This window comes from Ruegeria sp. YTSA072 (genome assembly GCF_059610285.1).
In genome coordinates, this window is sequence record NZ_JBXWNI010000004.1 from 101201 (window position 1) to 126064 (window position 24864).

The 24864-nt window shown below is 58.2% G+C and carries 27 protein-coding genes; 10 read left to right on the top strand and 17 right to left on the bottom strand.

Features of this window, described 5'->3' with window-relative positions:
• Nucleotides 1-13 precede the first annotated feature (13 nt).
• From AC2FIB_RS09420 to AC2FIB_RS09445, 6 genes are all read right to left on the bottom strand, one after another.
• The gene (locus tag AC2FIB_RS09420; RefSeq protein WP_496734321.1) at nucleotides 14-847 is read right to left on the bottom strand and encodes an EAL domain-containing protein; all 834 of its coding nucleotides are present in this window, start codon (nucleotides 845-847) and stop codon (nucleotides 14-16) included.
• A gap of 103 nt (nucleotides 848-950) precedes the next feature.
• The gene (locus tag AC2FIB_RS09425) at nucleotides 951-1139 is read right to left on the bottom strand and encodes a hypothetical protein (protein WP_282120095.1); all 189 of its coding nucleotides are present in this window, start codon (nucleotides 1137-1139) and stop codon (nucleotides 951-953) included.
• 90 nt (nucleotides 1140-1229) lie between these two features.
• On the bottom strand, nucleotides 1230-2201 hold the full coding sequence (locus AC2FIB_RS09430; protein ID WP_496734323.1) for a sterol desaturase family protein: 972 nt from the start codon (nucleotides 2199-2201) through the stop codon (nucleotides 1230-1232).
• Nucleotides 2198-2584, bottom strand: coding sequence for a hypothetical protein (locus AC2FIB_RS09435; RefSeq protein ID WP_496734325.1), 387 nt, complete (start codon nucleotides 2582-2584; stop codon nucleotides 2198-2200). The genes AC2FIB_RS09430 and AC2FIB_RS09435 overlap by 4 nt, the downstream gene beginning before the upstream one ends.
• 60 nt (nucleotides 2585-2644) lie before the next feature.
• On the bottom strand, nucleotides 2645-2974 hold the full coding sequence (locus AC2FIB_RS09440) for a hypothetical protein (RefSeq protein WP_058278908.1): 330 nt from the start codon (nucleotides 2972-2974) through the stop codon (nucleotides 2645-2647).
• A 92-nt stretch (nucleotides 2975-3066) separates the two neighbouring features.
• Nucleotides 3067-3633 carry a TlpA disulfide reductase family protein gene (locus AC2FIB_RS09445; RefSeq protein ID WP_058273552.1) on the bottom strand — a complete coding sequence of 189 codons (567 nt, stop codon included), beginning with the start codon at nucleotides 3631-3633 and terminating at the stop codon, nucleotides 3067-3069.
• A gap of 21 nt (nucleotides 3634-3654) precedes the next feature.
• Here AC2FIB_RS09445 and argH point away from each other — a divergent pair, with 21 nt between their 5' ends.
• From argH to AC2FIB_RS09470, 5 genes are all read left to right on the top strand, one after another.
• On the top strand, nucleotides 3655-5043 hold the full coding sequence (argH, locus tag AC2FIB_RS09450) for an argininosuccinate lyase (protein ID WP_496734326.1): 1389 nt from the start codon (nucleotides 3655-3657) through the stop codon (nucleotides 5041-5043).
• A complete protein-coding gene (locus tag AC2FIB_RS09455; protein WP_282120098.1) occupies nucleotides 5043-5225 on the top strand; it encodes an argininosuccinate lyase in 183 nt (60 codons plus the stop codon). The genes argH and AC2FIB_RS09455 overlap by 1 nt, the downstream gene beginning before the upstream one ends.
• Before the next feature lie 82 nt (nucleotides 5226-5307).
• A complete protein-coding gene (locus AC2FIB_RS09460; protein ID WP_186437433.1) occupies nucleotides 5308-5457 on the top strand; it encodes a hypothetical protein in 150 nt (49 codons plus the stop codon).
• Between the two features lie 53 nt (nucleotides 5458-5510).
• Nucleotides 5511-6776 carry a diaminopimelate decarboxylase gene (gene lysA / locus AC2FIB_RS09465; protein WP_496734327.1) on the top strand — a complete coding sequence of 422 codons (1266 nt, stop codon included), beginning with the start codon at nucleotides 5511-5513 and terminating at the stop codon, nucleotides 6774-6776.
• A 36-nt stretch (nucleotides 6777-6812) separates the two neighbouring features.
• Entirely contained in the window at nucleotides 6813-9359 is a 2547-nt protein-coding gene (locus AC2FIB_RS09470) for a TIGR02302 family protein (RefSeq protein WP_496734328.1), read from the top strand.
• Nucleotides 9360-9365: 6 nt separating this feature from the next.
• Here the strand turns inward: AC2FIB_RS09470 and AC2FIB_RS09475 are convergent, their stop codons facing one another.
• Complete coding sequence (locus AC2FIB_RS09475; protein ID WP_496841968.1) at nucleotides 9366-10097, bottom strand: zinc-ribbon domain-containing protein; 732 nt, start codon at nucleotides 10095-10097, stop codon at nucleotides 9366-9368.
• Between the two features lie 184 nt (nucleotides 10098-10281).
• Here AC2FIB_RS09475 and AC2FIB_RS09480 point away from each other — a divergent pair, with 184 nt between their 5' ends.
• Genes AC2FIB_RS09480 through AC2FIB_RS09495 form a run of 4 tightly spaced genes read left to right on the top strand, consistent with a single transcriptional unit; the run spans nucleotide 10282 to nucleotide 13187 of the window.
• A complete protein-coding gene (locus AC2FIB_RS09480; RefSeq protein ID WP_058273548.1) occupies nucleotides 10282-10959 on the top strand; it encodes a cell division ATP-binding protein FtsE in 678 nt (225 codons plus the stop codon).
• Nucleotides 10956-11855: a cell division protein FtsX gene (locus tag AC2FIB_RS09485; protein ID WP_496734330.1), complete on the top strand. Its 900-nt coding sequence runs from the start codon at nucleotides 10956-10958 to the stop codon at nucleotides 11853-11855. Before AC2FIB_RS09480 ends, AC2FIB_RS09485 begins: the two co-directional genes overlap by 4 nt.
• Nucleotides 11855-12595 (top strand): lysophospholipid acyltransferase family protein, encoded by a 741-nt coding sequence (locus AC2FIB_RS09490; RefSeq protein WP_496734331.1) that lies wholly within the window; start codon nucleotides 11855-11857, stop codon nucleotides 12593-12595. The genes AC2FIB_RS09485 and AC2FIB_RS09490 overlap by 1 nt, the downstream gene beginning before the upstream one ends.
• The gene (locus AC2FIB_RS09495) at nucleotides 12582-13187 is read left to right on the top strand and encodes a pyridoxamine 5'-phosphate oxidase family protein (RefSeq protein ID WP_496734332.1); all 606 of its coding nucleotides are present in this window, start codon (nucleotides 12582-12584) and stop codon (nucleotides 13185-13187) included. The genes AC2FIB_RS09490 and AC2FIB_RS09495 overlap by 14 nt, the downstream gene beginning before the upstream one ends.
• Before the next feature lie 8 nt (nucleotides 13188-13195).
• Here AC2FIB_RS09495 and AC2FIB_RS09500 read toward each other — a convergent pair whose 3' ends face one another.
• Nucleotides 13196-13789, bottom strand: coding sequence for an NAD(P)H-dependent oxidoreductase (locus tag AC2FIB_RS09500; protein ID WP_496734334.1), 594 nt, complete (start codon nucleotides 13787-13789; stop codon nucleotides 13196-13198).
• A gap of 102 nt (nucleotides 13790-13891) precedes the next feature.
• On the opposite strand from AC2FIB_RS09500, the gene AC2FIB_RS09505 reads away from it, so the two are divergent.
• Complete coding sequence (locus AC2FIB_RS09505; protein WP_496734335.1) at nucleotides 13892-14470, top strand: TetR/AcrR family transcriptional regulator; 579 nt, start codon at nucleotides 13892-13894, stop codon at nucleotides 14468-14470.
• A 19-nt stretch (nucleotides 14471-14489) separates the two neighbouring features.
• Here AC2FIB_RS09505 and lpdA read toward each other — a convergent pair whose 3' ends face one another.
• From lpdA to sucC, 9 genes are all read right to left on the bottom strand, one after another.
• On the bottom strand, nucleotides 14490-15878 hold the full coding sequence (lpdA, locus tag AC2FIB_RS09510) for a dihydrolipoyl dehydrogenase (RefSeq protein WP_480794965.1): 1389 nt from the start codon (nucleotides 15876-15878) through the stop codon (nucleotides 14490-14492).
• A gap of 89 nt (nucleotides 15879-15967) precedes the next feature.
• Nucleotides 15968-16357 (bottom strand): MAPEG family protein, encoded by a 390-nt coding sequence (locus AC2FIB_RS09515; protein WP_496734336.1) that lies wholly within the window; start codon nucleotides 16355-16357, stop codon nucleotides 15968-15970.
• Between the two features lie 83 nt (nucleotides 16358-16440).
• On the bottom strand, nucleotides 16441-16710 hold the full coding sequence (locus AC2FIB_RS09520) for a hypothetical protein (protein ID WP_058273540.1): 270 nt from the start codon (nucleotides 16708-16710) through the stop codon (nucleotides 16441-16443).
• A gap of 2 nt (nucleotides 16711-16712) precedes the next feature.
• Nucleotides 16713-18227, bottom strand: a complete 1515-nt coding sequence (gene odhB / locus AC2FIB_RS09525) for a 2-oxoglutarate dehydrogenase complex dihydrolipoyllysine-residue succinyltransferase (RefSeq protein WP_496734338.1) — start codon at nucleotides 18225-18227, stop codon at nucleotides 16713-16715.
• A 3-nt stretch (nucleotides 18228-18230) separates the two neighbouring features.
• Complete coding sequence (locus AC2FIB_RS09530; RefSeq protein WP_496734340.1) at nucleotides 18231-21188, bottom strand: 2-oxoglutarate dehydrogenase E1 component; 2958 nt, start codon at nucleotides 21186-21188, stop codon at nucleotides 18231-18233.
• The gene (locus AC2FIB_RS09535; RefSeq protein ID WP_496734342.1) at nucleotides 21185-21727 is read right to left on the bottom strand and encodes a DUF805 domain-containing protein; all 543 of its coding nucleotides are present in this window, start codon (nucleotides 21725-21727) and stop codon (nucleotides 21185-21187) included. Before AC2FIB_RS09535 ends, AC2FIB_RS09530 begins: the two co-directional genes overlap by 4 nt.
• The gene (locus tag AC2FIB_RS09540; RefSeq protein WP_496734344.1) at nucleotides 21724-22554 is read right to left on the bottom strand and encodes a hypothetical protein; all 831 of its coding nucleotides are present in this window, start codon (nucleotides 22552-22554) and stop codon (nucleotides 21724-21726) included. Before AC2FIB_RS09540 ends, AC2FIB_RS09535 begins: the two co-directional genes overlap by 4 nt.
• Nucleotides 22555-22559: 5 nt before the next feature.
• Nucleotides 22560-23441 (bottom strand): succinate--CoA ligase subunit alpha, encoded by an 882-nt coding sequence (gene sucD / locus AC2FIB_RS09545; RefSeq protein WP_058273535.1) that lies wholly within the window; start codon nucleotides 23439-23441, stop codon nucleotides 22560-22562.
• An 83-nt stretch (nucleotides 23442-23524) separates the two neighbouring features.
• On the bottom strand, nucleotides 23525-24718 hold the full coding sequence (sucC, locus tag AC2FIB_RS09550; protein ID WP_058278788.1) for an ADP-forming succinate--CoA ligase subunit beta: 1194 nt from the start codon (nucleotides 24716-24718) through the stop codon (nucleotides 23525-23527).
• Between the last annotated feature and the right edge of the window lie 146 nt (nucleotides 24719-24864).

Here is a 24864-nt window from a genome sequence, read left to right on the forward strand (position 1 = left end):
CGGCCAAATCACGCTAACTGGCTGTACGCTTGGGTTTTTCCGCCTTCCATGGGGCGGAAACGGTCGGGGGGCCAAACAGGAACCCCTGCAGGCAGTCGACGCCGTTGGCAATTAGGAATTCGGCATCCTTCTGTGTTTCGACTGATTCGGCGGTCACCAGAATCTCGAATTCTCGCGCCACGGCGATCAGGGCCCGTACCAACGCGTGATTGTCCCGATTTTCGCCGATTCCGTGGATGAACTGGCCGTCGATCTTGGCAGCATCAAAGAAAAACTCGCGAAAATTGCGAAAGCTGAAATTGCTGGCCCCAAAGTCGTCAAGCGCAAAGGCGATGCCGCGCGGCTGCAGCCGGTCCATGAAATCGATCACCAGCTCAGGCACCGTCATAGCCGAGCTTTCTGAGATTTCCAAAATCAACCTTTCGCCGATATTGGGGTCTTTCTTCAGAAACCGCTCCAGCACACGTGACCATCGCGCGTAACCGATCGAACGGGCAGACATGTTGATGGACAGGCGAATGTCGGGGTTTTTGGTCAGCGTCCGCAATCCCATTTCAAGCGCGACACAGTCCAGTTCGCGCCCGATTGGAGTGTTTTCCAGTTGTGGCATGAACTCGCGCGCAGGGATGACCCGACCGGTTTCATCTAGCACTCTGATGAACCCTTCATAGAAAGCGACGTCATGCTGCCTGTTCGCTAGCATCACAGGTTGAAAGGCCAGTTTGCACTGTTTGTGCTTCACCGCCTCGGTCGCCATTTCAATCGTCGAGGCATCGCGGGATTTGACAGCCGCGTTCAAGGGGCTGTCCCCACCTTCGGGCAAATCTGCCAGTACCTTCTTCCGCATGTGCAACCCGTTTCCCTTAACGCCGCCGGTCCGGTGACGATTTCAGAGGAAAGGTGTGAATCTGCGGTTAAAGCAAACGCAATTGATTGAAGTCAGGCTTGGGTCAACGTGTCGTTTCCCAGATGCGTCCCAGCGCTGCAAAACCACCGACCACCGCACCCATGAACCCCAAAAGCATCATGCCAAAGCCCAACGCGACGATTCCGGTCGCACCGCCAGCCAGAGCCGTCAACATTGCGAGCACCACTCCGGTAAGACCCATAACGGTGGAAAGGGTTGTCAGTCTGGTCATGTTGCCTCCGGTTACTCGCACTGCACACATCGATTGGATATGGGACGCGAGGGCCGGATTTCAAGAAACGGGTCGATTGGGTCGGCGGCATCAGGCCTGTTTTGCTTGCGTTTTAGGCTGTTTGGTGTCGAATTGTTCGAATCCGGGCGTTCCACGATCTTCCGGGTGGCGGTCCAGATGCTTGGCCTTGATCTGTTCGGAATTGTCCCGGCTGCCATCATGGCTGTAGCCCGGGGGTGCAAAGCAGTAAGCCAGTCGCTGACGTATTGTCAGGCCCGGTTGTGTCGCGTCGCGCCAAATTCCAACCCATTCGTGAAAGGCCACGCGCAGCGGATTGAAGGTGCCGATATTGTGCACCAGCCCATAGTCGACGTGGTCATCTTCCTGTTCGGGGACAAATGTTCCGAACATCTTGTCCCAGATGATGAAAACGCCAGCATAGTTGCAATCCAGATAACGCGCGTTGCGACCGTGATGGGCGCGGTGGTGGCTGGGCGTGTTCATCACCGCCTCGAACCAGCGGGGCATCTTGCCGATGGCTTCGGTATGAATCCAGAACTGGTAGATCAGGTTCAGACCACCGACGAACAGTACCATCGCCGGATGGAAACCTAGTAGGATCAAAGGCGCGCGAACTACCATCATGAAGGTAAACGTATAGGTCCATGTCTGACGCAGGGCGGTGGTCAGGTTGTAGTGTTGCGAGCTGTGGTGGTTCACGTGGCTGGCCCAGACCCAGCGAATGCGGTGACCAAAGCGGTGCACCCAGTAGTAGCGGAAATCATCCAGCACAAAGCACAGAAGGATAACGGGGATAGAGGTGCCCAGGTTCAGCGGCGTGATCTGCCACAGCCACATGAAGAATGCATAGGCGATGAACCCCAACAGAAAGCCGGACGCGATGTTGCCAGCCCCCATGATCAGCGATGTGACAGCGTCCCGCGTCTCATAGCGGCCACCGCGTCCTTTGACGGCGATCCACAGAAACTCGGCCAGAATGGCAGCTATGAAAAAGGGGACGGCCCACTGCACGGCGTCCGGAAATGTCACGTGGTCGGTCATGCGGGCTCCATCAGGTGCTGCCAGTGGCGGCGTTCGCGTTCATCAAGGTGGATTATGGCTTTGGGCGTTCCAAAGTCGTGGAATTGAACCTCGAACCCTTGCGGGTGATCCAGCAGATCAAAGTCCAGCAGGTGCCGGGCAACGGTGTCTGCGCCAAAAGACCACAGCAGACCATATCCTGTTTCGGTTCGGATCAGGGCCGCGTGCCCGTCATGTGCAACGGTGACATCGATGATCGAATCATCCGGCGCATGGCGCAGCCATTCTGACCACGCCAATTCGGGCGATAACACGCGCAATCGGGATCTACCTGTCAGGTGCAGCAACAAGGTTATCCCGGCGATGCCTCCGACCACCAGAACCAATAGAATTTCAAGCGGCATTCCGTCCTCCTGCACGGCAGAGTGCAAAGCGGCAGGCAGGCTGTCAAAGGTGGCGTCGCGTCAGCTATGTTCCAGACTGTCCAGAACCTCATACTGGACAACTCGCTGGACAAACGGCACCAACCCGTCCGGGCCCGAGGCGCGATCCTTTAGGTGAATACAGATATCGGGCCTGCGCGCCGCAATGATGCCCACCATCTCGCCGCGTATCCTGTCATCAAGACCGGCACCCATGATCGCGCAGGCGATGCGCGGCTCTTCGTCCAGCTGCCGTTTGACTTCTTCCTGATCATGCGCGCCAAGCCATTGGATCGGAAGGTGATCCAATTGACGCGCAACATCACCGATCACGTTGGGCAATTTTCCAATCAACAGAACTACCGGTTTCATCGTCGTCTCCCCTTCCTTCAGGTTGCAAACGAAAACCGGCCCATCTGGGCCGGTTTCAGCATAACACAAAACGTTCAGGAAGGCCTGATGCTTCAGCTGTTGCCCTCGACAAGGGTTGAAACGATGGCCTTGGCGCTGTCCGAATTCCACTCGGCATCTCCGATCAGGCGGGCAATCTCGTTGCCGTCGGGGTCGAGAATGACAGTGATTGGCAGGGCGATCACGCCCATTTTGCGTGCAACTGCCGATTGGGGGTCCTGATGACGTGGCAGGTTGTCGATGCCGTTTTCCTCGAAAAACTTCTTGATCCCGGCTGGCGAGTTGCGCCCGGTGGCCAGTGTCACGACCTCGAACTTGTCGCCGCCGAATTCTTCTTGCAGCTCGGCGATCTGGGGCATTTCCTTGCGACACGGCGCGCACCAGGTGGCCCAGAAGTTCAACAGAACATACTTGCCCTTGTAATCCGCAAGCGTCGCGGTGCCGCCGTCATCCTCAAGCTGAAATTCAACTGCTTCGACTGGCTTTGGCTCTTTGTGCAGGATCAGCCGTTTTAAGGAGTCCTCCCGAAGCGGTGCCAGAGTTTCGGCATCCGTGGCCAAAGCCGCGTTTGCACCCAACGCAAGGGCCATATAAAGGGGGATCAGACGAAATAGGCGCATATCAACTCCGGGTTTTCTTACATGACCGATCAATCTTCGAACCAGATGTGGGGCGGCCGCTTTGCCGCCGGTCCAGACGCGATCATGGAGGCGATCAATGCCTCGATCGGGTTCGATCAGCGGATGGCAGCCCAGGACATTGCAGGCTCGCGTGCCCATGCCGCCATGCTGGCTGCCACAGGTGTTATAACTGATAGTGATGCGCAGGCTATTCGGGAAGGGCTGCTCACTGTTTTGTCAGAAATCCAGAACGGAGAATTTCAGTTCTCGACCGCGCTAGAAGACATCCACATGAATGTCGAGGCGCGCCTGAAAGAGGTGATTGGCGAACCCGCAGGCCGTTTGCACACAGGCCGGTCGCGCAATGATCAGGTGGCGACCGATTTCAAACTATGGGTCCGCGATCAGTTTGATGCGGCTGAATCCGGCCTGCTGGCCCTGATCCGCGCGCTTTTGGCGCAGGCTGAGGCTGGTGCTGATTGGGTCATGCCCGGCTTTACCCATTTGCAGGTTGCGCAGCCCGTCACATGGGGCCATCACATGATGGCCTATGTCGAGATGTTTGGCCGCGACCTGTCCCGCGTTCGCGATGCCCGCGCCCGGATGAACGAATCCCCCTTGGGTGCAGCCGCGCTGGCTGGAACGTCCTTCCCCATCGATCGTCAGATGACGGCTGAGGCGCTGGGCTTTGACCGCCCCGCCGCCAACTCACTGGATGCGGTCAGCGACCGTGATTTCGCGCTCGAGTTCCTGTCGACCGCCTCAATCTGCGCTGTGCACTTGTCGCGCTTTGCCGAAGAGCTGGTCATCTGGTCATCGGCTCAGTTCCGGTTTGTTACGCTGTCCGATCGGTTCTCGACCGGTTCGTCAATCATGCCGCAGAAAAAGAACCCTGATGCCGCGGAACTGATCCGTGCCAAAGTGGGTCGGATTTACGGTGCGAATACTGCGCTGATGATGGTGATGAAGGGCCTGCCTCTGGCGTATTCAAAGGACATGCAGGAAGACAAGGAACAGGTCTTTGACGCCGCCGACAATTGGATGCTGGCTCTGGCCGCGATGGAAGGCATGGTCAAGGACATGACCGCCAACCGTGAAAGCCTTGCTGCCGCCGCAGGGTCTGGTTTCTCGACCGCGACCGATCTGGCCGATTGGCTGGTCCGTGTGCCGGGCCTGCCGTTCCGCGACGCGCACCACGTTACCGGATCGCTGGTCGCCATGGCCGAAAGCAAGGGTTGTGACCTGCCTGATCTGACGCTGGAAGACATGCAATCGGTCCATGCGGACATCACCGACAATGTCTATTCTGTCCTTACCGTCGAAAATTCGGTAAACTCACGCCAGTCTTATGGTGGCACCGCGCCGGGTCAGGTGCGTGCGCAGGTCAAGCGGTGGAAGGCGCTGGTGTGATGCAGATACTACGTGTGGTGCTTCTTATTTCGGCCGGGGTTGTCCTGGCCGGCTGCGGAGCAGACGGCGAACCCATCCAACCCACGATGAGCGCAAATATCGGTGTTGGCAGCAGCGGCACGTATGGCGGTGTCGGGGTCGGCCTGCGACGCGGTGGGCTGGGCGTTTTCCTAGGGTTGTAATCGTCGATGGCAATCTCGCACAACCATGCCTATTTGAACGGCATAGTGGCCGAGTGCCAAATTCAAAAAAGAAGTCAAAACAATGAAAATCATCGGCCTGATCCTCTCGCTTGTCGTACTGGCAGCTTGCGACCCAACATATAAACCCCGCCCCGAGCCCGCAGAGACATCAACCGGGAACGGCATCAAAATCTCGGGCTATGGCCGGGTCGGTGTTTCCACATCGAACTGATCTTGCGCGGAATCCATTGATCCGCGTGGTCATTTTGGTCTAAGCGCGCAGTCATGGATCACTTTCTCTACCGCGACGGCGCGCTATACGCCGAGGATGTCCCGATTTCCGAAATCGCAGCCGCGGTCGGAACACCGTTTTATGTTTATTCCACCGCCACGCTGTTGAGGCACTTCCAGCTGTTTGATGACGCGCTGGAAGGGATGGACCATCTAGTCTGCTATGCCATGAAAGCGGCCAGCAATCAGGCGATCCTGAAGACGCTGGCACAGGCCGGTGCGGGGATGGACGTGGTCTCGGGCGGGGAATACCTGCGTGCCAAGGCGGCTGGCGTGCCGGGCGACAAGATCGTGTTCTCGGGCGTTGGCAAGACCGCGGATGAGATTCGCGCTGCGCTGAGCGGCGGTATCCGCCAGTTCAACGTGGAATCCGAACCTGAGATGGAAGTGATCAACGCCATCGCGTTGGAACTGGGTGTGGTCGCGCCGATCACCGTTCGGGTGAATCCGGACGTAGACGCCAAGACCCATGCCAAGATCGCGACTGGCAAGTCTGAGAACAAGTTTGGGATCCCGATCGCACGCGCATCTGAGGTTTATGCCCACGCAGCCAGCCTTCCGGGGCTGGAGGTGATCGGTATCGACGTCCATATCGGCTCGCAACTGACCGAGTTAGAGCCGTTCGAGATGGCATACACCAAAGTCGCCGAACTTACCGAAAAGCTGCGGTCCGAGGGACACAATATCCGACGCCTTGATCTGGGCGGGGGATTGGGCATTCCATACACCCGCGCCAATGACGCACCACCGTTGCCGGTGGAGTATGGCGCGTTGATCAAGAAAACGCTGGGCCGTCTGGGCTGCGAGATCGAGATCGAACCTGGCCGCCTGATTGCCGGAAACGCCGGTCTGATGGTCAGCAAGGTAATTTACGTGAAATCCGGCGAGGGCCGTGATTTTCTGATCCTCGACGGGGCGATGAACGACCTGATCCGCCCGGCGATGTACGAGGCGCATCACGATATTGTGGCCGTGCAAGAACCCGCCCCGGGTGTTGAACAGCAACCCTATGACATTGTCGGCCCGGTTTGCGAAAGCGGTGATACCTTTGCCAAGGAACGCAACATGCCACCCCTTTCACCGGGCGATCTGGTCGCGTTCCGCAGCGCCGGGGCCTATGGCGCGGTGATGTCCAGCGAATACAATACCCGCCCCCTGATCCCCGAGGTTCTGGTGCACGGGGATCAATTTGCAGTTATTCGTGAACGCCCGAGCTTTGACGAAATCATAAACCGCGATACCATACCTGAGTGGCTTTGACGCGATAGGCGCGTGGGCCCGATCAGGAGGCCCGCTTTGCGCGCAAAACACAACCTGCCGATCCCAAGACTGTCCCTGTGGCTGACGCACGCAGGGATGCTGGCCGAGCAGTTCTTGCGGGCATTTTGGCCGTTTTTCTCGGTTTTGATGGCGATTCTGGCGGCTTTGATGCTGGGCTTGCAGGACGAGGTCCGCGTTGAAATCGTCTGGGGTGTGGGCGCCGTAGCATTGCTGGGATTGGCCGCTACGCTGTTTGTTGGTGCAAGGCGATTCCATTTCCCTTCACGTGCCGAAGCGCTGATGCGGCTGGATGCGGCGATGCCGGGGCGGCCTATCCAAGCTTTGATAGATGATCAGGCCATCGGCGCGATGGACACGGATTCTGTCGCGTTGTGGCGCGCGCACCAGAATAGGATGGCGCGACGTGTTGCGCAGGCGGAACCTGTCAAACCCGATTTGCGGCTGGCGGATCGCGACCCTTATGCGCTGCGTTATTCAGCACTGCTGGCGCTGGTGATCGCGGCGATGTTCGGGTCGTTCTGGCGCATCGGCTCGGTGGCCGAGATGACGCCGGGCGCTGCTGTGGCAGGGCAAGGGCCCAGCTGGGAAGGCTGGGTTGAGCCGCCGCGTTACACCGGGCTACCGACGCTGTATCTGGCTGATCAATCCGATCCGACGTTGTCCGTTCCGCAGGGCAGTCGTATCACTCTTCGCTTCTACGGGGAAATCGGCGCGCACAGTTTGACGGAAACCACCACGCCTTTGGGCACTGAGGCGGCCACCGAGCCGGACCAGGATTTTGTCGTCGAACGCTCGGGCCAGTTCAAAATCGACGGCCCATCGGGCCGCGATTGGGCGCTGAACGTTATTGCGGATACCCGCCCACAGGTGGCCGTGGCCGGTTCCGCCGAGTCCGAGGCCGGCGGTCAGATGAAACTGCCATTTGCTGCCAGCGATGATTATGGCGTGGTATCCGGCTCGGCGGTGATCGAACTGGATCTGGCCTCGGTCGACCGCCGGTATGGTTTGACCTCTGCGCCTGAGCCGCGCGAGGTCATCAAGGTTGAACTGCCCATGCCGATCACCGGTGATCGGGCGGATTTCACCGAAGATCTAATCGAGGATTTTTCACAGCATCCATGGGCGCATTTGCCGGTAAAAGTAACCCTGATGGCCCGAGACGCGGCGGATCAAGAGGGGCAATCCGAGCCTTATGCGACTGCGCTGCCCGCGCGCCGGTTCTTTGACCCGCTGGCCGCCGCCGTGATCGAACAGCGCCGCGATCTGCTGTGGACGCGCGAAAACGCGACCCGGGTTTCGCAAATGCTGCGGGCGGTATCGCACTTGCCCGAAGAGCTTTTCCGGTCCGACACCGCCTATCTGCGCCTGCGCGTGATCCTGCGCCGTTTGGAGATGTTCAACGAGTACGGCCTGAAACCGGAACAGCAGGCAGAAATCGCCGAGGCGCTTTGGGAGCTAGGTGTTCTGATAGAAGACGGTACCCTTGCCGACGCGCTGGAACGCATGCGCCGGGCGCAGGAGCGCCTGACAGAGGCGATGAAAAACGGTGCCACGGATGAAGAGATCGCCGAGTTGATGCAGGAACTGCGCGAGGCAACGCAGGACTACATGCGCCAATTGCAACGTCTGGCGCAGGAAAACAGCGAGTTCGACGAGAACCAGCAAGGTCAGGACGGCGAGTCCATGCAAATGACGCAGGACGACCTGCAACGCATGATGGACCGAATTCAGGAGCTGATGGAACAGGGCCGCATGGCCGAGGCGCAGCAAGCGCTGGAAGAGTTCCAGCAGATGATGGAGAATATGCGCGTTACCCAGGGCCAGGGTCAGGGACAACAGTCCGAAGGCCAGCAGGCGATGGAAGGATTGGCCGAAACTCTGCGCGAACAGCAAGGTCTGAGCGATCAAGCCTTCCGTGATCTGCAGGAACAGTTCAACCCCGGCGCGCAAGCCGGCGAAAGCCAGGGCAACGAAGGCCGCTCGGGTGGGCAGGGCCGGGGCCAGAGCCACGAAGGACAAGGCGGTCAGGGTCAGGGGACTGACGAACAGGGCAGCGGCAGCCAGCAAGGCCAGGGGTCACTTGCAGATCGCCAACAGGCCTTACGCGATGAGCTGAACCGCCAGCAACAAGGATTGCCCGGAACCGGAACCCCCGAAGGTGACGCCGCGCGCGATGCGCTGGACCGTGCCGGGCGCGCGATGGAGGGTGCCGAAGAAGCCCTGCGCGGCGATGATCTGGCCGAAGCAATCGACCAACAGTCCGAAGCGATGGAGGCCCTGCGCGAGGGCATGCGATCCCTGGGCGAGGCGCTGGCACAAAACCAGCAGAACCAGCCGGGCCAAGGTTCGCAGGAAGGCGACATGCAAGCCGACAACCGTGATCCGCTGGGCCGCGCCCCAGGGGCCAATGGCACAATCTCGACCGATGAAAACCTGCTGCAGGGTGAAGATGTCTATCGCCGCGCCCGCGAATTGCTGGACGAAATCCGCCGCCGGACTGGGGAATCGGATCGCCCCCAGATCGAACTGGAATACCTCAAGCGCCTGTTAGAAAGATTCTGATCTCAATTAGTTCTGAGACGTGCCAGACCCGGTCTGTGCCTCAAGCCACAAACGCGCCTGATCCACCAGAGAGACATAGCTGTTGAGAACCGGGTCAGCCTGCGGCACCGCTTCGGAAATCTTCTGAGAATTGCTGTAGATCAGCAACAGGATCACGCCGATAATCAGAATCAGCAGGAACCCGCGCCGGAACCCGCCAGACTTGGCGGGCGGGGGCATGTCCTCGTCCAGCTTTGGCAGGGGGTCGTCGCTGCGTAGGCTGGAATTGATTGCCTCGACATCCGGCAGCGCGTCTTTCTGACCGAAATCCTTTGCGGTTTCTGTCGCGATCAGGTCCTTAGCGGTTTTTTCCACTTCGGGCGGCGCGTCGAGAGCCAAATCGGTCTGCGTCTCAAGGCTACCGCCTTCGTGGGCGCGCAGGTCTGCTTCGCGGGCCGCTTCTTCCTTGAGGATGTTGGCAACCGCCGGGTCGACATTGCCAGTCGAGGAAGCTGCGGCAGGTTCGGGCTCTGATTTGGGCTCTTCGACAGGTTTCGCGACAATCTCTGGCGTTTCCGCCTTTGCCGCGGGTTCGTCCGCGGGCGGTTCCGGCTTTACCGGTTCAGATGCAGTTTCGGGGTATTTGGCCTGAAACCAAGTCTTTTCGCAGTTGGAACACTGCACATCGCGGCCTTCCTCGGGAATGACCTCGTCTGGCACTTCGTACTGAGCACCACAATTCGGACAAGTAAGACGCATGCTGCCTCCCGGTCGGGGGCCCGACCTGATAATAGTTTTTTCAGGGATGTTATTCCGTTAAGACCTGACCGCAAAGGGTGTTTTCGGTTTCACACGGCAAGTGTCACCAATTCGACCCGGTGCAGGCATTGAAACCACAACCGCGCTCGGGCAAGAAGGGCGGCAACAATAATTGGGGGCCCTTGTGATCGAGCTGGAAAACGTCAGCTACACCTATGGTGATGGTGAGTTGCTAAGCGACGTGTCGCTTCAGTTGCAGCCGGGGTCGTTCCATTTTCTGACCGGTCCGTCGGGTGCGGGCAAGACGACTTTGCTCAAGCTATGTTATGGCGCGTTGCTGGCCACATCAGGACGGATGACCGCATTTGAGCAGGACATTGCACGCCTGGACCGAGATCAGATGGCGCTGCTGCGTCGCCGGATCGGGGTCGTGCATCAGGATTGCCGATTTCTGGACCATATGACCTTGGCTGAAAACGTCGCTTTACCGTTGATGGTGTCCGGCAAAGGCGAGAATGCGCAGAAAGAAGACCTGCTGGAATTGCTGAACTGGGTCGGGCTGGGCACACGGCTTGATGCGCTTCCTCCGGAACTTTCCGGGGGCGAACGTCAGCGCGCAGCTTTGGCGCGGGCGGTTATCTTGTCGCCGGACGTTGTGCTGGCCGATGAGCCGACCGGCAATGTGGATTGGGAAATGTCCCAGCGATTGCTGCGCCTGCTGGTCGAGTTGAACAAGATGGGCAAGACCGTGCTGATCGCGACCCATGACCTGAGCCTAATCCGCGCGGCCAAAAGCCAGGTTCAGGCCCGTGTCCTTCGGATATCGCAGCGCCAGATTCAATTGGCGGGGGCGGATCTATGAACAAGGGCACCATCCGCAGCATGCTGGTGCGCGACAAACGCGCAGATCGGGTTGTTCCACCATCCGGCTACACGGCGCAGCTGACACTGTTCGTTTCTGGCGCGATGGCCTTTCTGGCCGTTTTCGCGCTTGCCTTGTCGCTGGCATCAGGCCGGCTGGCCGACCGTTGGGCATCGGAACTAGCAGGGGCTGCCACTTTGCGTATAAACGCGCCCGCCGAACAGCTTTCCGCCCAGACCGAGGCCGCGCTGACCGTGCTGGCCCAAACCCCAGGCGTTGCGTCGGCACGCGCCCTGACCGCAGAGGAACAGGTCGCGCTTTTGTCCCCGTGGTTCGGTCCTGATTTGCCGCTGGATACTCTGCCTGTTCCGCAACTAATAGAAATCATCGAGGGCGAACCGGGTCTAGATACCGCTGGCTTGCGCTTGCGACTTGGCGCCGAAGTGCCCGGCGCCGTGCTGGACGACCATTCACGCTGGCGCGAGCCGCTGGTCGAGGCGGCAAACTCGCTGCGGCGATTGGGCTGGGTGTCTATCCTGCTGATTGGCGGCGCAACGGCGGCGATGATCACGCTGGCGGCCAATGCCTCATTGGCGGCCAATGCCCAAATCATCGAAGTCCTGCGCCTTGTCGGTGCCCGTGATCGTTTCATCGCCAGCGCATTTGTACGGCGGTTCACATATCGCGCTTTCTTCGGTGCGCTGGTCGGCGTGCTGTTCGGCATGACCGGTGTTCTGCTGTTGCCCGAAGCCTCGGTAGAGGGCGGGTTTCTGACTGGATTGGGTTTTCAGGGGGTTGGCTGGCTGTTGCCTGCGCTGATACCTCTGCTGGGGGCTGCGGTGGCGTTCTTGGCCACCTGGACAGCGGCGGTGCGCAAATTGAAGGAGCTTTCGTGATGGCTACAGCGATCCAATGGGTGCGCTCTCTGATCTTCATGATCGTGATTTATGCGTGGATGCTGATCCTTGGTATCGTTTTCGCGCCTTACGCGCTGTTTACCAAACGCGGGGCTTTGCAGGCATGTAAAACCTACGCGCGATCGACGATCTGGTTGGCCAGCTGGATGGTTGGCATCCGTTGTGAGGTTCGCGGAAACGTTCCAGTGGACGAGGTCGTAATTGGAGCCAAACACCAGTCCTTTCTCGACATCATCATGATTTTCAGCGCCATTCCGCACGGCAAGTTCATTATGAAAAGGGAACTGCTGTATACCCCGGTTATCGGTCTCTATGCCCGCCGCCTTGGGTGTATACCGGTTGATCGCGGCAGAAAGGGTGCTGCCGTCGCCAAGATGGTCAAAGACGTGGCTAAAGAGTTCTCTGAACCCGGGCAGCTTGTGATTTACCCGCAGGGCACACGCGTCGCACCGGGGGCGAAGAAACCTTACAAAGTTGGGACGGCAGTTCTGTATGAAGGACTGGGCTTTCCTTGTGTGCCGGTTGCGACGAATGCTGGTGTTTTCTGGCCGCGTACCGGGGTTATGCGCAAACCTGGTCTTGCAATCGTCGACTTTCTTGACCCGATCGAACCGGGTGTGGGGCGGGATCAATTTCTTGGACGTCTGGAAGACGTGATCGAAACACGATCCAATGCATTGATGCGAGAAGTGGGGTTTGAACCGGATGGAGCTCATTAAGAACATCGAAACGCTTGAGGCGCTCTACGGCACACCGGGCGCGCCTTCACTGCGCAAAGTGGCCAGACAGCTCACTCCGCTTTATCGCAAATGGATCATGGCGTCGCGCCTGTGCATCCTCAGCACCGTCGGGCCCGAGGGTGTCGATGGCAGCCCGCGAGGTGACGACGGCCCGGTTGTACTGGAACTTGATCCGCACACACTGGCGATGCCTGACTGGCGCGGAAATAATCGGCTGGACAGCCTGCGTAATATCGTTCGCGACCCGCGAGTGTCGTTGATGTTCATGGTGCCGGGGTCCAACAGTGTCGTGCGATTGAATGGCACGGCGCATGTGACAGCTGATGAAAATTTGCGCGTGCAGTTCGAAAAGCAGGGCAAAAAACCAGCAACAGTAATCGTAATCGAAATCACTGAGATTTACACCCAATGCGCCCGCGCCTTGATGCGAGCCCGTACCTGGGTCAGTGGCGACGAGACCGCGCATGTGCCGACCGTCGGTGAAATCCTCGCCGAGTCGTCGGACGGCGAGGAAGGCGGCACGCAATATGATCAGGAATGGGGCGCGCGCGCCGCGAAGACGATGTGGTAGGCGCGGGATCAGGCTGCCGCGGCACCGATCCGGGCTACCTTTGATATCCAGCGGTCCACGCTGCCGGGTTTGGGATAGCTGGCACCCGAAAAGTAAGTGAACCGGGTCGGTTTGAACCCGACAAATCCAAGTATCTGATCACGGATCTGGCGGATCAGCGCTTGCCTGTAGATCAGACGCATGAACCAACCCGGCGTGTCAGAGGTCAGGATGACACGTGCCGTGCGCCCTGTCAGCATGGGTGCTGGAAATCCAATCCTTGTTGTATTTCGCGTGTCGAAGGTGCGTCCGGGAATGAATGCCCGGTCAATCAAACCTTTCAGCTTGGCTGGCAAACCGCCCCACCACATCGGTGCCGTCAGGACAAGGTGTTCGCTCCATTCAAAATCCTGCAGCACTTGTTCCAATGCGGGTTCCAACGGTTTGAAGTCCTCATAGTTTCCCTGACCGAAGTCATGGTCAAACTGCAAGTCGCTTAGGTGAATCATGCGAACGTCGTGCCCCTGTTGTTTGGCCGCGTCGGCATAGGTTTCTGCAAATGTTCGGGACAGGCTGGTTTCGCCTGGGTGTCCGTCGAGGATCAGGATTTTCTTAGGTTGCATCGCGAATCTCCAAAAATGACCGTGGTCAGTTTATAATTGGAAAAAATGACCGTGGTCAATTACAAAATTTGACCACGGTCAAAAAACATGCGAACAGAGCATATGCAAAAGACAGTTCAAAAGAGAACCCTCAAAACGCGCGCCCGATTAATCAAGGCCGCAGAGGACGTTATCGAAAGAAACGGCTATCAGGCTTTGCGGGTGGAAGACGTGGTTCAGGCAGCCGGGGTCGCAAAGGGAACCTTTTTTGCGCATTTCCGGGACAAAGACGCGCTAATGGAAATGCTGATTGGTGAGAGGCTGGTTACCTGTTTCGATCAGGTCGAACAAGGTCCTGTCCCACGCACGGCCCCCGAGATCGCCGATGCCCTGCAACCGATCCACGCCTTCATGACGTCCGAGCGCTATGTGTTTGATCTGATCATCCGGTACTCAGGCGCTACGGCAATCACCGAGATCGGGCCCATAGCGCGCTGCTTCGAACGCTATGTCAGACTGGTTGCTGACTGGTTGGAAACCGCGAAGGTGCGCAAAGACATATCCCCCGACCTGCTGGCCGAAGGGGTTCAGGCCTTTGCTATTCAGTCCATGTCGCTGAAGTTCTGCGCGCTTCATGAGGCAGAGAGTTTTTCAGATAGGTTAGAAATCTATCTGGACGCGTGGTTAACCCCGGCAACCTGACGGCGGCCGGGGTTTCATATTAACTGTGAATCGGTCCGTCGCCACAGGCCAACGCAGCCTCACGCACGGCTTCCGAATAAGTTGGGTGGGCGTGGCAGGTCAGGGCCAGATCCTCGGCCGAGGCGCCGAACTCCATCGCCACACAGACTTCATGAATCAGATCGCCAGCACCGGGGCCGATGATGTGGCAGCCCAGAATGCGATCCGTTTCCTTGTCAGCTAGGATTTTTACAAATCCGTCGGTCATCAAGTTGGCTTTTGCACGACCGTTGCCCATGAACATGAATTTGCCGACCTTATAGGCGCGGCCCTGTTCTTTCAGGGTTTCTTCGGTTTCGCCCACATTTGCGACCTCTGGCCAGGTGTAGATCACACCCGGAATGACGCCATAATTCACATGGCCGTGCTTGCCCGCGACTTGTTCGGCCGCGGCCATGCCTTCATCCTCGGCCTTATGGGCCAGCATGGGGCCTTCCGTCACGTCGCCGATAGCGTAAATGCCTGGAACATTAGTCTGCCAATCAGAACCGACCTTAATCTGACCACGCGGCGACATTTCGACGCCCAATGCCTCAAGACCCAAACCGTCGGAATAGGGTTTGCGCCCGGTTGCAACCAGCACAGTGTCGGCCTCGATCACATGCTCGCTGTCATCCTTGCGCAGCTTGTAAGTAACTTTGGCCTTGGTCTTGGTGGCTTCGGTCTTTTGGACCGCCGCGCCCATGACAAATTTCAGGCCCTGTTTTTTCAAGATACGTTGGAATGTTTTCTGAACCTCGGGGTCCATGCCCGGAGTGATCGCGTCCAGGAATTCGATCACAGTCACCTCAGCCCCCAGCCGTTGATAGACCGAGCCCAATTCCAGTCCGATCACACCGGCGCCGATTACGACCATCTTTTTCGGGATCTTGTTCAGAGACAAAGCTCCGGTCGAAGTCACGACAACCTTTTCGTCCACTTCGACACCGGGAAGCGAAGAAGGCTCGGACCCGGACGCGATGATGATGTTCTTGGCGGTGTGAACTTCATCACCCACTTTGACCTGACCGGCTGCGGGGATCGAGCCCCAGCCTTTCAGCCAGTCGATTTTGTTCTTTTTGAACAGAAACTCGATGCCTTTGGTGTTGCCATCGATCGTTTCCTGCTTGTAGCCCTGCATCTGTTTCCAATCGACCGAGGGACTTTTGCCCTTCAGGCCCATCTTCGCAAAGTTATGTTCGGCCTCATGCAGTTGATGGCTGGCATGCAGCAGCGCCTTGGAGGGGATACAGCCGACGTTCAGGCAGGTTCCACCCAGAGTTTCACGCCCTTCGACGCAGGCAGTCTTCAGACCCAGCTGCGCGCAACGGATGGCGCAAACATAGCCGCCGGGGCCCGATCCGATTACGATAACGTCATAATTTGCCATGTGTCAGGTCCTTATCGATTACGGGGACGGCGGCAATTTTCTGCACGCCGGGGCGTTTCCCCATTACATTATCCATGTCAGCGACTGAATCAAAAGACAGCCGCCAGCAACATTACGGTGTTGGCCAACAAGCCAACAATCCAAATCACGGTTCGCCAAGGCGTCCCACCCATTGCGTAGGCGGGGACGTAGAGGATGCGGGCGATCAAATAGATCCAGCTACAGGCCGCAGTGAGCCCGTTCGACTGGCCCGAAACCGTCACGACAAGCGCCGCAATTGCGAACAGAACCAACCCCTCGGTGTGGTTGCTGAGGGCACGGTGCAGACGCCCCGAAACCCCCGGTTTGTCAAAGGGGATATCCCGCGGGCCAATCGCAAGGCCAAGGTCAATCTTTCCGTGTCCTGCAGCCAGATAGACCACGAATTGCGCGACCCAAAGTAATGCGGCAAGGGCCAGGACGGTTAGTTCCGTGGTCATCCAGTGGTTCCCTTTGAGCTGTCGAAAGTCATCGCGTTACCCGTTCGTGCCGCGCCCCAATGGGGAGGCGCAGCTTCATGCTTTCAGACAGGGTCCAGAACCTTGGTCTGGATATGTGCCACGCCACCACGTTCGTGGTGCATGGCCAGCTCTTCGGATTCGATGAAGCTCTGGGCCCGGTCGAGATCGGTGATCTCGAACAACGCGACCGCGTGGTCCTTGCGATCAGGGTCTTTCCAGATATGGAGGTCGCGGATGCCCGCGGCCTCTCTCATCGGTTTGTCTTCTTCGAACACCTTTAGCCAGACATCAAAATCTGCCACGTCAGCTTGCCAGAGTACATGTGTTGCCATGATTACAGATCCATCAGCAGACGGCGCGGGTCTTCCAGCGCCTCTTTCACACGTACAAGGAACGTCACCGCGCCCTTGCCGTCAACAATCCGGTGGTCATAGGACAGTGCCAGATACATCATCGGGCGGATCTTGATCTCACCATTGATGACCATTGGACGGTCCTGGATCTTGTGCATGCCAAGGATACCCGACTGCGGCGGGTTCAGGATCGGTGACGACATCAGCGAGCCATAGACGCCACCGTTCGAGATGGTGAAGGTGCCGCCCTGCATCTCTGCCATGGACAACTTGCCATCACGAGCGCGCTTGCCCTTTTCGGCGATAGCCTTTTCGATATCCGCGAAGGACATGCTGTCGGCGTCGCGGATGACAGGAACAACCAGACCTTGCGGCGTCCCAGCGGCCACGCCCATGTGCACGAAGTTCTTGTAGACGATGTCAGTGCCATCGATCTCGGCGTTGACTTCCGGAACCTCTTTCAGCGCATGACAGCACGCCTTGGTGAAGAAGGACATAAAGCCCAGTTTCACGCCGTGCTTTTTCAGGAACAGCTCTTTGTATTCATTGCGCAGGCCCATCACCTCGGTCATGTCCACCTCGTTGAAGGTGGTCAGGATTGCCGCAGTGTTCTGCGCATCCTTCAAACGCTTGGCGATGGTTTGGCGCAGGCGGGTCATGCGCACGCGCTCTTCGCGGGCGGCATCCTGTGCTGCGACCGGTGCCCGAGGCGCTTGCGCCGGTGCCGGTGCTGCCGCCGCAGGTGCCGGGGCCGCGGCCGTAGTCGCTGCGCGGGCAACATCCTCTTTCATGATCCGCCCATCACGACCGGTGCCTGTGACCTGATCCGCGGACAAACCGGCCTCTGCCATAGCTTTTTCGGCGGATGGCGCGTTGGCGATGTCCTTGCCGGTGCTTGCTGCTGCAGCCGGGGTTGCCGCCGCAGCTGCCGGAGCAGCGACGGACCCTGCCGCTGCGCCCGAAATCACCGCCAGTTTGGCCGACGCCTCAACTGTTGCGCCTTCGGGGGCAACGATTTCTGCCAGAACACCCGCAGCCGGGGCCGGAACCTCGACCGAGACCTTGTCGGTTTCCAGCTCACACAGCATCTCGTCCTGTGCGACGCTGTCGCCGACCTGTTTGAACCATGTCGAAACGGTCGCTTCAGTCACGGATTCACCCAAGGTCGGCACCATGACGTCAACACTGCCGCCAGACGCCGCCGGAGCAGCCGCAGCCGCCGGGGCCGGTGCGGCTACCGGGGCAGGAGCTGCGCCTTCACCTGCAGCGATGGTGGCCAGCAGAGCGTCAACGCCAACGGTTTCACCTTCGGCGGCGACGATTTCGCCCATCACGCCAGCGGCAGGAGAGGGGACTTCAACGGTGACCTTGTCAGTCTCCAACTCACACAACATTTCATCAACCGCGACGGCGTCGCCGGGTTTCTTGAACCATGTCGCAACCGTGGCTTCGGTAACCGACTCGCCAAGCGTGGGAACTCGAACTTCAATGGACATCGATTATTTTCCTTCAATGCTCAGCGCTTCGTCGACCAGCGCTTCTTGTTGGGCTTTGTGTTGGCTGGCCAGACCCGTCGCGGGAGAAGCCGATGTGGAGCGGCCGACATAACGCGGCCGCGTGTGCTTGGCGCCGATGCGGGTCAGAACCCATTCGATATTCGGTTCGATAAAGGTCCATGCACCCTGGTTCTTGGGTTCTTCCTGACACCAGATCATTTCGGCACCCTTAAAGCGCTCCAGCTCATTAATTAGCGAATGAGCTGGGAAGGGATAGAACTGCTCAATCCGCATCAGGTAGACATCATCGATGCCGCGCGCATCGCGTTCTTCGAGTAGATCGTAGTAGACCTTGCCGGAACACATCACCACGCGTTTGACCTTGTCGTCCTTGACCAATTTGGTTTCCGAGTTTCCGTGCTGTGCATCGTCCCACAACACGCGGTGGAAGCTTGAACCAGTGGTGAACTCTTCTGCTGTGCTGACCGCCAGCTTGTGGCGCAGTAACGATTTGGGCGTCACCAGGATCAGCGGCTTGCGGAAGGTCCTGTGCAGCTGACGGCGCAGGATGTGGAAATAGTTTGCAGGGGTCGTGCAGTTGGCCACGATCCAATTGTCCTGGCCGCACATCTGTAGGAACCGTTCCAGACGCGCTGACGAGTGTTCAGGCCCCTGACCCTCGAAGCCGTGTGGCAACAGGCACACCAGACCGGACATGCGCAGCCATTTGCTTTCGCCCGAGCTGATGAACTGGTCGAACATGATTTGCGCGCCGTTGGCAAAATCACCGAATTGCGCTTCCCACAGGGTCAGTGCATTCGGTTCCGCCAGTGAGAATCCATATTCAAAGCCCAGCACCGCGTATTCGCTGAGCATCGAGTCGATTACATCGTATTTCGACTGGCCCTCACGAATGTTGTTCAGTGGGTAGTACCGTTCTTCAGTTTCCTGATGTATGAAACCCGAGTGACGCTGACTGAACGTCCCGCGCGTCGCATCCTGCCCTGACAGGCGCACCGGATAGCCTTCGGTCAGCAGCGAGCCAAAGGCCAGGGCCTCACCAGTCGCCCAGTCAAACCCTTTGCCGCTTTCGAACATCTGTTTCTTTTGATCCAAAAGACGTGAGACGGTACGGTGCACTGCGATATCTGCTGGTGTGTGGCTCAGCGCGTTGCCAATCTGCGCCAGCGTTTCCGGTTTAATTGCTGTGTCGCCGCGGACATATTCATCTTTGTTCTTGTCCAGATGCGACCAGCGCCCGTCCAGCCAGTCAGCCTTGTTGGGCTTATAGTCTTTGCCCGCCTCGAACTCATCATTCAGATGCGCCTGGAAGGCGGCCTTCATATCCTCGATTTCGCCTTCGGGGATCAGGCCGTCTTTGACCAGGCGCTCGGTGTACAGCGACAGCGTCGTCTTATGCGTCTTGATCTTCTTGTACATGATCGGGTTGGTGAACATGGGCTCATCGCCCTCGTTATGCCCGAACCGGCGATAGCAGAAAATGTCGATAACCACGTCCTTGTGGAACTTCTGCCGGAATTCGGTCGCAACCTTGGCGGCATGCGTTACAGCCTCGGGATCGTCGCCATTCACGTGGAAGATCGGTGCCTCAACCATCAGCGCGATATCGGTGGGGTAGGGGCTGGAGCGGCTGAAATGCGGCGCGGTGGTAAAGCCAATCTGGTTGTTCACCACGATATGCATCGTACCGCCGGTTTTATGACCCTTAAGGCCAGACAGGCCAAAGCCTTCGGCGACAACACCTTGACCCGCAAAAGCCGCATCGCCGTGCAGCAGGATGCCCATAACCTTGGTCCGGTCTTCGTCACCCAACTGATCCTGTTTTGCGCGAACCTTGCCCAGAACAACCGGGTTCACAGCTTCAAGGTGGGAGGGGTTTGCAGTCAGCGACAGATGGACACTGTTGCCATTGAATTCACGGTCGCTGGACGCGCCGAGGTGGTATTTCACATCGCCGGAACCATCCACATCTTCGGGTTTGAAGCTGCCGCCCTGGAACTCGTTGAAGATGGCGCGATAGGGTTTGCGCATCACGTTGGCCAGAATGTTCAGGCGGCCCCGGTGCGGCATGCCGATGACGATATCACTGACACCCAGCGCACCGCCGCGCTTGATGATCTGCTCCATCGCGGGGATCAAGGCTTCGCCGCCGTCCAGGCCGAAACGCTTGGTGCCCATGTATTTAACGTGCAGGAACTTCTCGAAGCCTTCGGCCTCGACCATCTTGTTCAGGATCGCCTTGCGGCCTTCCTTGGTGAACTGGATTTCCTTGCCGTACCCTTCGATCCGTTCCTTCAGCCACGCGGCTTCTTCCGGATTTGAGATATGCATGTACTGCAGCGCGAATGTGCCGCAATAGGTCCGTTTCACGATCTCGACAATCTGGCGCATGCTGGCCATCTGCAAACCCAGCACATTGTCGATAAAGATCGGGCGGTCCATGTCGGCTTCGGTGAAGCCATACGTCCTGGGGTCCAATTCCGGGTGGGTGCTGGCGGCGCGCATGCCCAACGGGTCCAGATTTGCGGCCAGATGGCCCCGGATACGATAAGCCCGGATCAACATCAGCGCTCGCAGACTGTCCAGAACCGCCCGTTTGATCTGGTCTTCGCTGACCTGAACGCCCTTGGCCTCGGCCTTGTCCTTAATCTTGTCGCCTGCTGCCCTGGCGTCGATTTCGGCCCACTCTCCGGTCAACGCTCCGGTCAGATCATCCGTCGGCATCGGAGGCCAGTCGGTCCGAGCCCAGGATGGTCCTTCGGCCTCGCGCTGGACGTCCGGCGTGGCGTCGCCCATCGCCCGGAAAAAATCGACCCAGGCCGCATCTACAGCGTTCGGGTCCTTGGCGTACTGGGCATAAAGCTGCTCCAGATATTCAGCATTATGCCCCTGCATAAAGCTTGAGGCATGAAAGGCAGAGTTGGGCGTATGTTCGGTCATTGGGCTACCTCATATGGGTTGGGACCGTATTGGTTGGTGCCTGGCTGGCTGGGGCGGGTCAGCCACCACAGGACCAGGAGGGGCGAGATCATCAGGATTAGGATGGTCGGTATAACAATCAATAAAGTCGCGCGGGTGAACAGGATGTTCAAACCCCCGCCATGCTGGAACTGGTCGGACAGCCCGATGCCAAAGATCAGCACAACAAAGGCACCGACAATCAACAGGATCGGCAACAGAGCAAAAAGCCCACTGCGCCCGGTGTCGTGCATCCGACGCCATGCGACGGCCAGATGCGGGATAAACACGATCAGGCCAACGATGCTTTGTACTGGCGCAGAGGACGTCGCAGTGACCGCTTTGACCTCGTCAGTCTGGCTGACCGAGACCTGAGTGAAGAACTGCCAGTCGATGATCCCGGCGATGATGTTCCAGATTACGATGAACAGGAAAAAGAACCAGTATTCGGGCCGCGAGGCGCGACCCGAGAAGGTGAAGAACTTGGCGAAACAGGTGCGGATGGCGTCAGAGAAGGTCATGGTTTGGCCTCCTTATTTCGCCGATAGATTTCTAATCCAAATGCAGCATTGGGTTTTCTGGAATACTGCTCTTCGAATTCGGCTTGCTCGAACCAGAAAAAATCCACTCTCGCTGGCCCCATGCCAACTTGGGGTTCCAGAATCGGGCGATCAAAAAAAACGCCTAGTTTCACGAGAACATTAGCAGCACCAGAAAGCGGTTTGTGTAGCTCAACTCCAATCGTCGTGGCGCTCACAGTTCGAGCCGGACCAAGAGATACTTTGTGCTCGTCACCCGGGTATTGATGAATTGCCTCAGAAACCAATGTTGCATCTTGCAAAGAAGAACTAAAGAAGCGGTATCCGAGGTCTTCGCCAAGCTTTCTGTTCCCGCCCTTGTCATGGATCATCAAAAACGCGCCGGTGTATCCATCCCACCAGAACGCATCATAGACACCGCGCTGTGAGACATCGGATATGGTGTCCAGATGCTCATCCATGTCGGGAATGACACCAGTTTCTGTATCCAGACCGAAAGAGTTGTATCTCTCATCAATGAGGGCATGGAAAAGTCCGCCATCGGCCAAAAGCGAAGGAAGTGCCTCGGGATAGGGCGCACGGAACTTTTTCCATCCGCGTTCTGAGAATTCCTCAGCAATCGAAGCTCGATCCGTCAATGACCATGTGCATAGATCGATTACGTCCTGTGTTGGCTTTGTGAATTTCGGTGATGCGCTGGCATTTTCCGAGATTGCGGAAAACAGGATACTCAGGGCCAGAACCAAAACATGCAGGAGGCGAGGGGATTTTGCCCCCCGCCTCACAAAGCATATATCCCGGCGCGTCATCGCGCTTACCCAATCGCTTCCAGCACAGCCTCACCCAGCTGCGCCGGGCTTTCGGCCACGACGATACCTGCACTGCGCATGGCTTCGATCTTGTCCTCGGCACCACCTTTGCCGCCGGCGACGATCGCGCCTGCGTGGCCCATGCGGCGGCCCGGAGGAGCCGTGCGACCCGCGATAAAACCAGCGGTGGGTTTCGAGCGGCCCTTCTTGGCCTCATCTGCCAGGAACTGCGCGGCTTCTTCTTCGGCCGAGCCACCGATCTCACCGATCATGATGATTGAGTGGGTTTCGTCATCCGCCAGAAACCATTCCAGCACGTCGATATGCTCAGTCCCTTTGATCGGGTCACCGCCGATGCCCACACAGGTGGACTGGCCCAGGCCTACGTCTGTTGTCTGTTTCACAGCTTCATAAGTAAGCGTACCCGAGCGGGAAACGACACCCACGCTTCCGCGTTTGTGAATGTGGCCGGGCATGATGCCGATCTTGCAGGCGTCGGGCGTGATCACACCGGGGCAGTTCGGGCCGATCAGGCGTGACTTGCTGCCCTCTAGAGCGCGCTTCACCTTCATCATGTCCAGAACCGGGATGCCTTCGGTGATGCAGACGATCACTTCCATCTCGGCATCAATCGCTTCGAGGATCGAGTCTGCCGCAAAGGGCGGCGGCACATAGATCACGCTGGCGTTGGCTTCGGTCACATGCTTGGCCTCGTGGACCGAGTTGAATACGGGCAGGTCAAGATGGGTCATCCCGCCTTTGCCGGGGGTCACGCCGCCAACCATCTTGGTGCCATAAGCAATGGCCTGTTCGCTGTGGAATGTGCCCTGCGAGCCAGTAAAGCCCTGACAGATCACTTTGGTATTTTCGTCGATGAGGACTGCCATTTGGCATTCTCCTGTTTTAAGCGGGCCCGAGCCTGCCTGAATTCGTCGGAAAGGTGGGCAAATCCCACCCCACGGAATTGGGGTTAGCCTTTGACGGCCTTCACGATCTTCTCGGCACCGTCTTTCAGGTTGTCCGCCGCGATCACGTCCAGGCCAGAGGTGTTGATGATCTCTTTGCCCTTCTCGACATTCGTGCCTTCAAGACGCACAACCAGCGGAACTTTGAGGCCGACTTCTTTCACCGCGGCGACAACGCCCTCGGCAATCACGTCACAGCGCATGATGCCACCGAAGATGTTGACCAGAATACCTTTGACCTGCGGGTCCGAGGTGATGATCTTGAACGCCTCGGTCACTTTCTCTTTGGTGGCGCCACCGCCCACGTCGAGAAAGTTGGCAGGCTCGGCACCATACAGCTTGATGATGTCCATGGTCGCCATCGCCAGACCGGCACCGTTCACCATGCAGCCGATCTCACCATCCAGCGCGATGTAGTTCAGGTCGTACTTAGAGGCTTCCAATTCCTTGGGGTCCTCCTCGGTCGTGTCGCGCAGCTCGGCGATGTCGGGATGGCGGTAGACCGCGTTACCGTCAAAGCCGACCTTGGCGTCCAGCACTTTCAGGTCGCCCTTGTCGGACACGATCAGCGGGTTGATTTCCAGCATCTCCATGTCCTTCTCGACGAAGGCGGCGTATAGCTGGCTCATCAATTTGACGCACTGTTTGACCTGTGCGCCCTCCAGGCCCAGCGAGAAGGCGATGCGGCGGCCATGATAGGGCTGATAGCCTGTTGCCGGATCGACCGAGAAGGACAGGATTTTCTCGGGCGTTGCCGCGGCAACCTCTTCGATGTCCATGCCACCTTCGGTCGAACACACGAATGAGATGCGGCTGGTCTGGCGATCCACCAGCAGGGCAAGGTACAGTTCACGCTCGATGCCGGAACCGGCTTCGATGTAGATGCGGTTGACTTGCTTGCCCGCAGGGCCGGTTTGATGCGTGACCAGCGTACGGCCCAGCATCTTCTTGGCTTCCTCGGATGCTTCTTCCACCGACTTGGTCAGACGAACACCGCCTTTTTCACCAGCGTCAGCCTCTTTGAAGGAGCCCTTGCCACGGCCACCCGCGTGGATCTGTGCTTTGACAACCCAGAGCGGGCCATCCAGCTCACCGGCTGCAGTTTTGGCTTCCTCAGCGCGCAGAACCGCGCGACCTTCGGAGACCGGAGCGCCATAGCTGCGAAGAAGCGCTTTGGCCTGATATTCGTGAATGTTCATCGAAACTGTCCTGTCTGACTGCGTTACACCGTTATAGGGGTGTCTAGCGGGCAAGTTTAAAGGGTTTTTTGACAGGGAAGCAGTTTTTCACGAAGATTTTCATTATTTGTGATCACGGTTTTTTTGGGTGTGATCACAAAATGCAA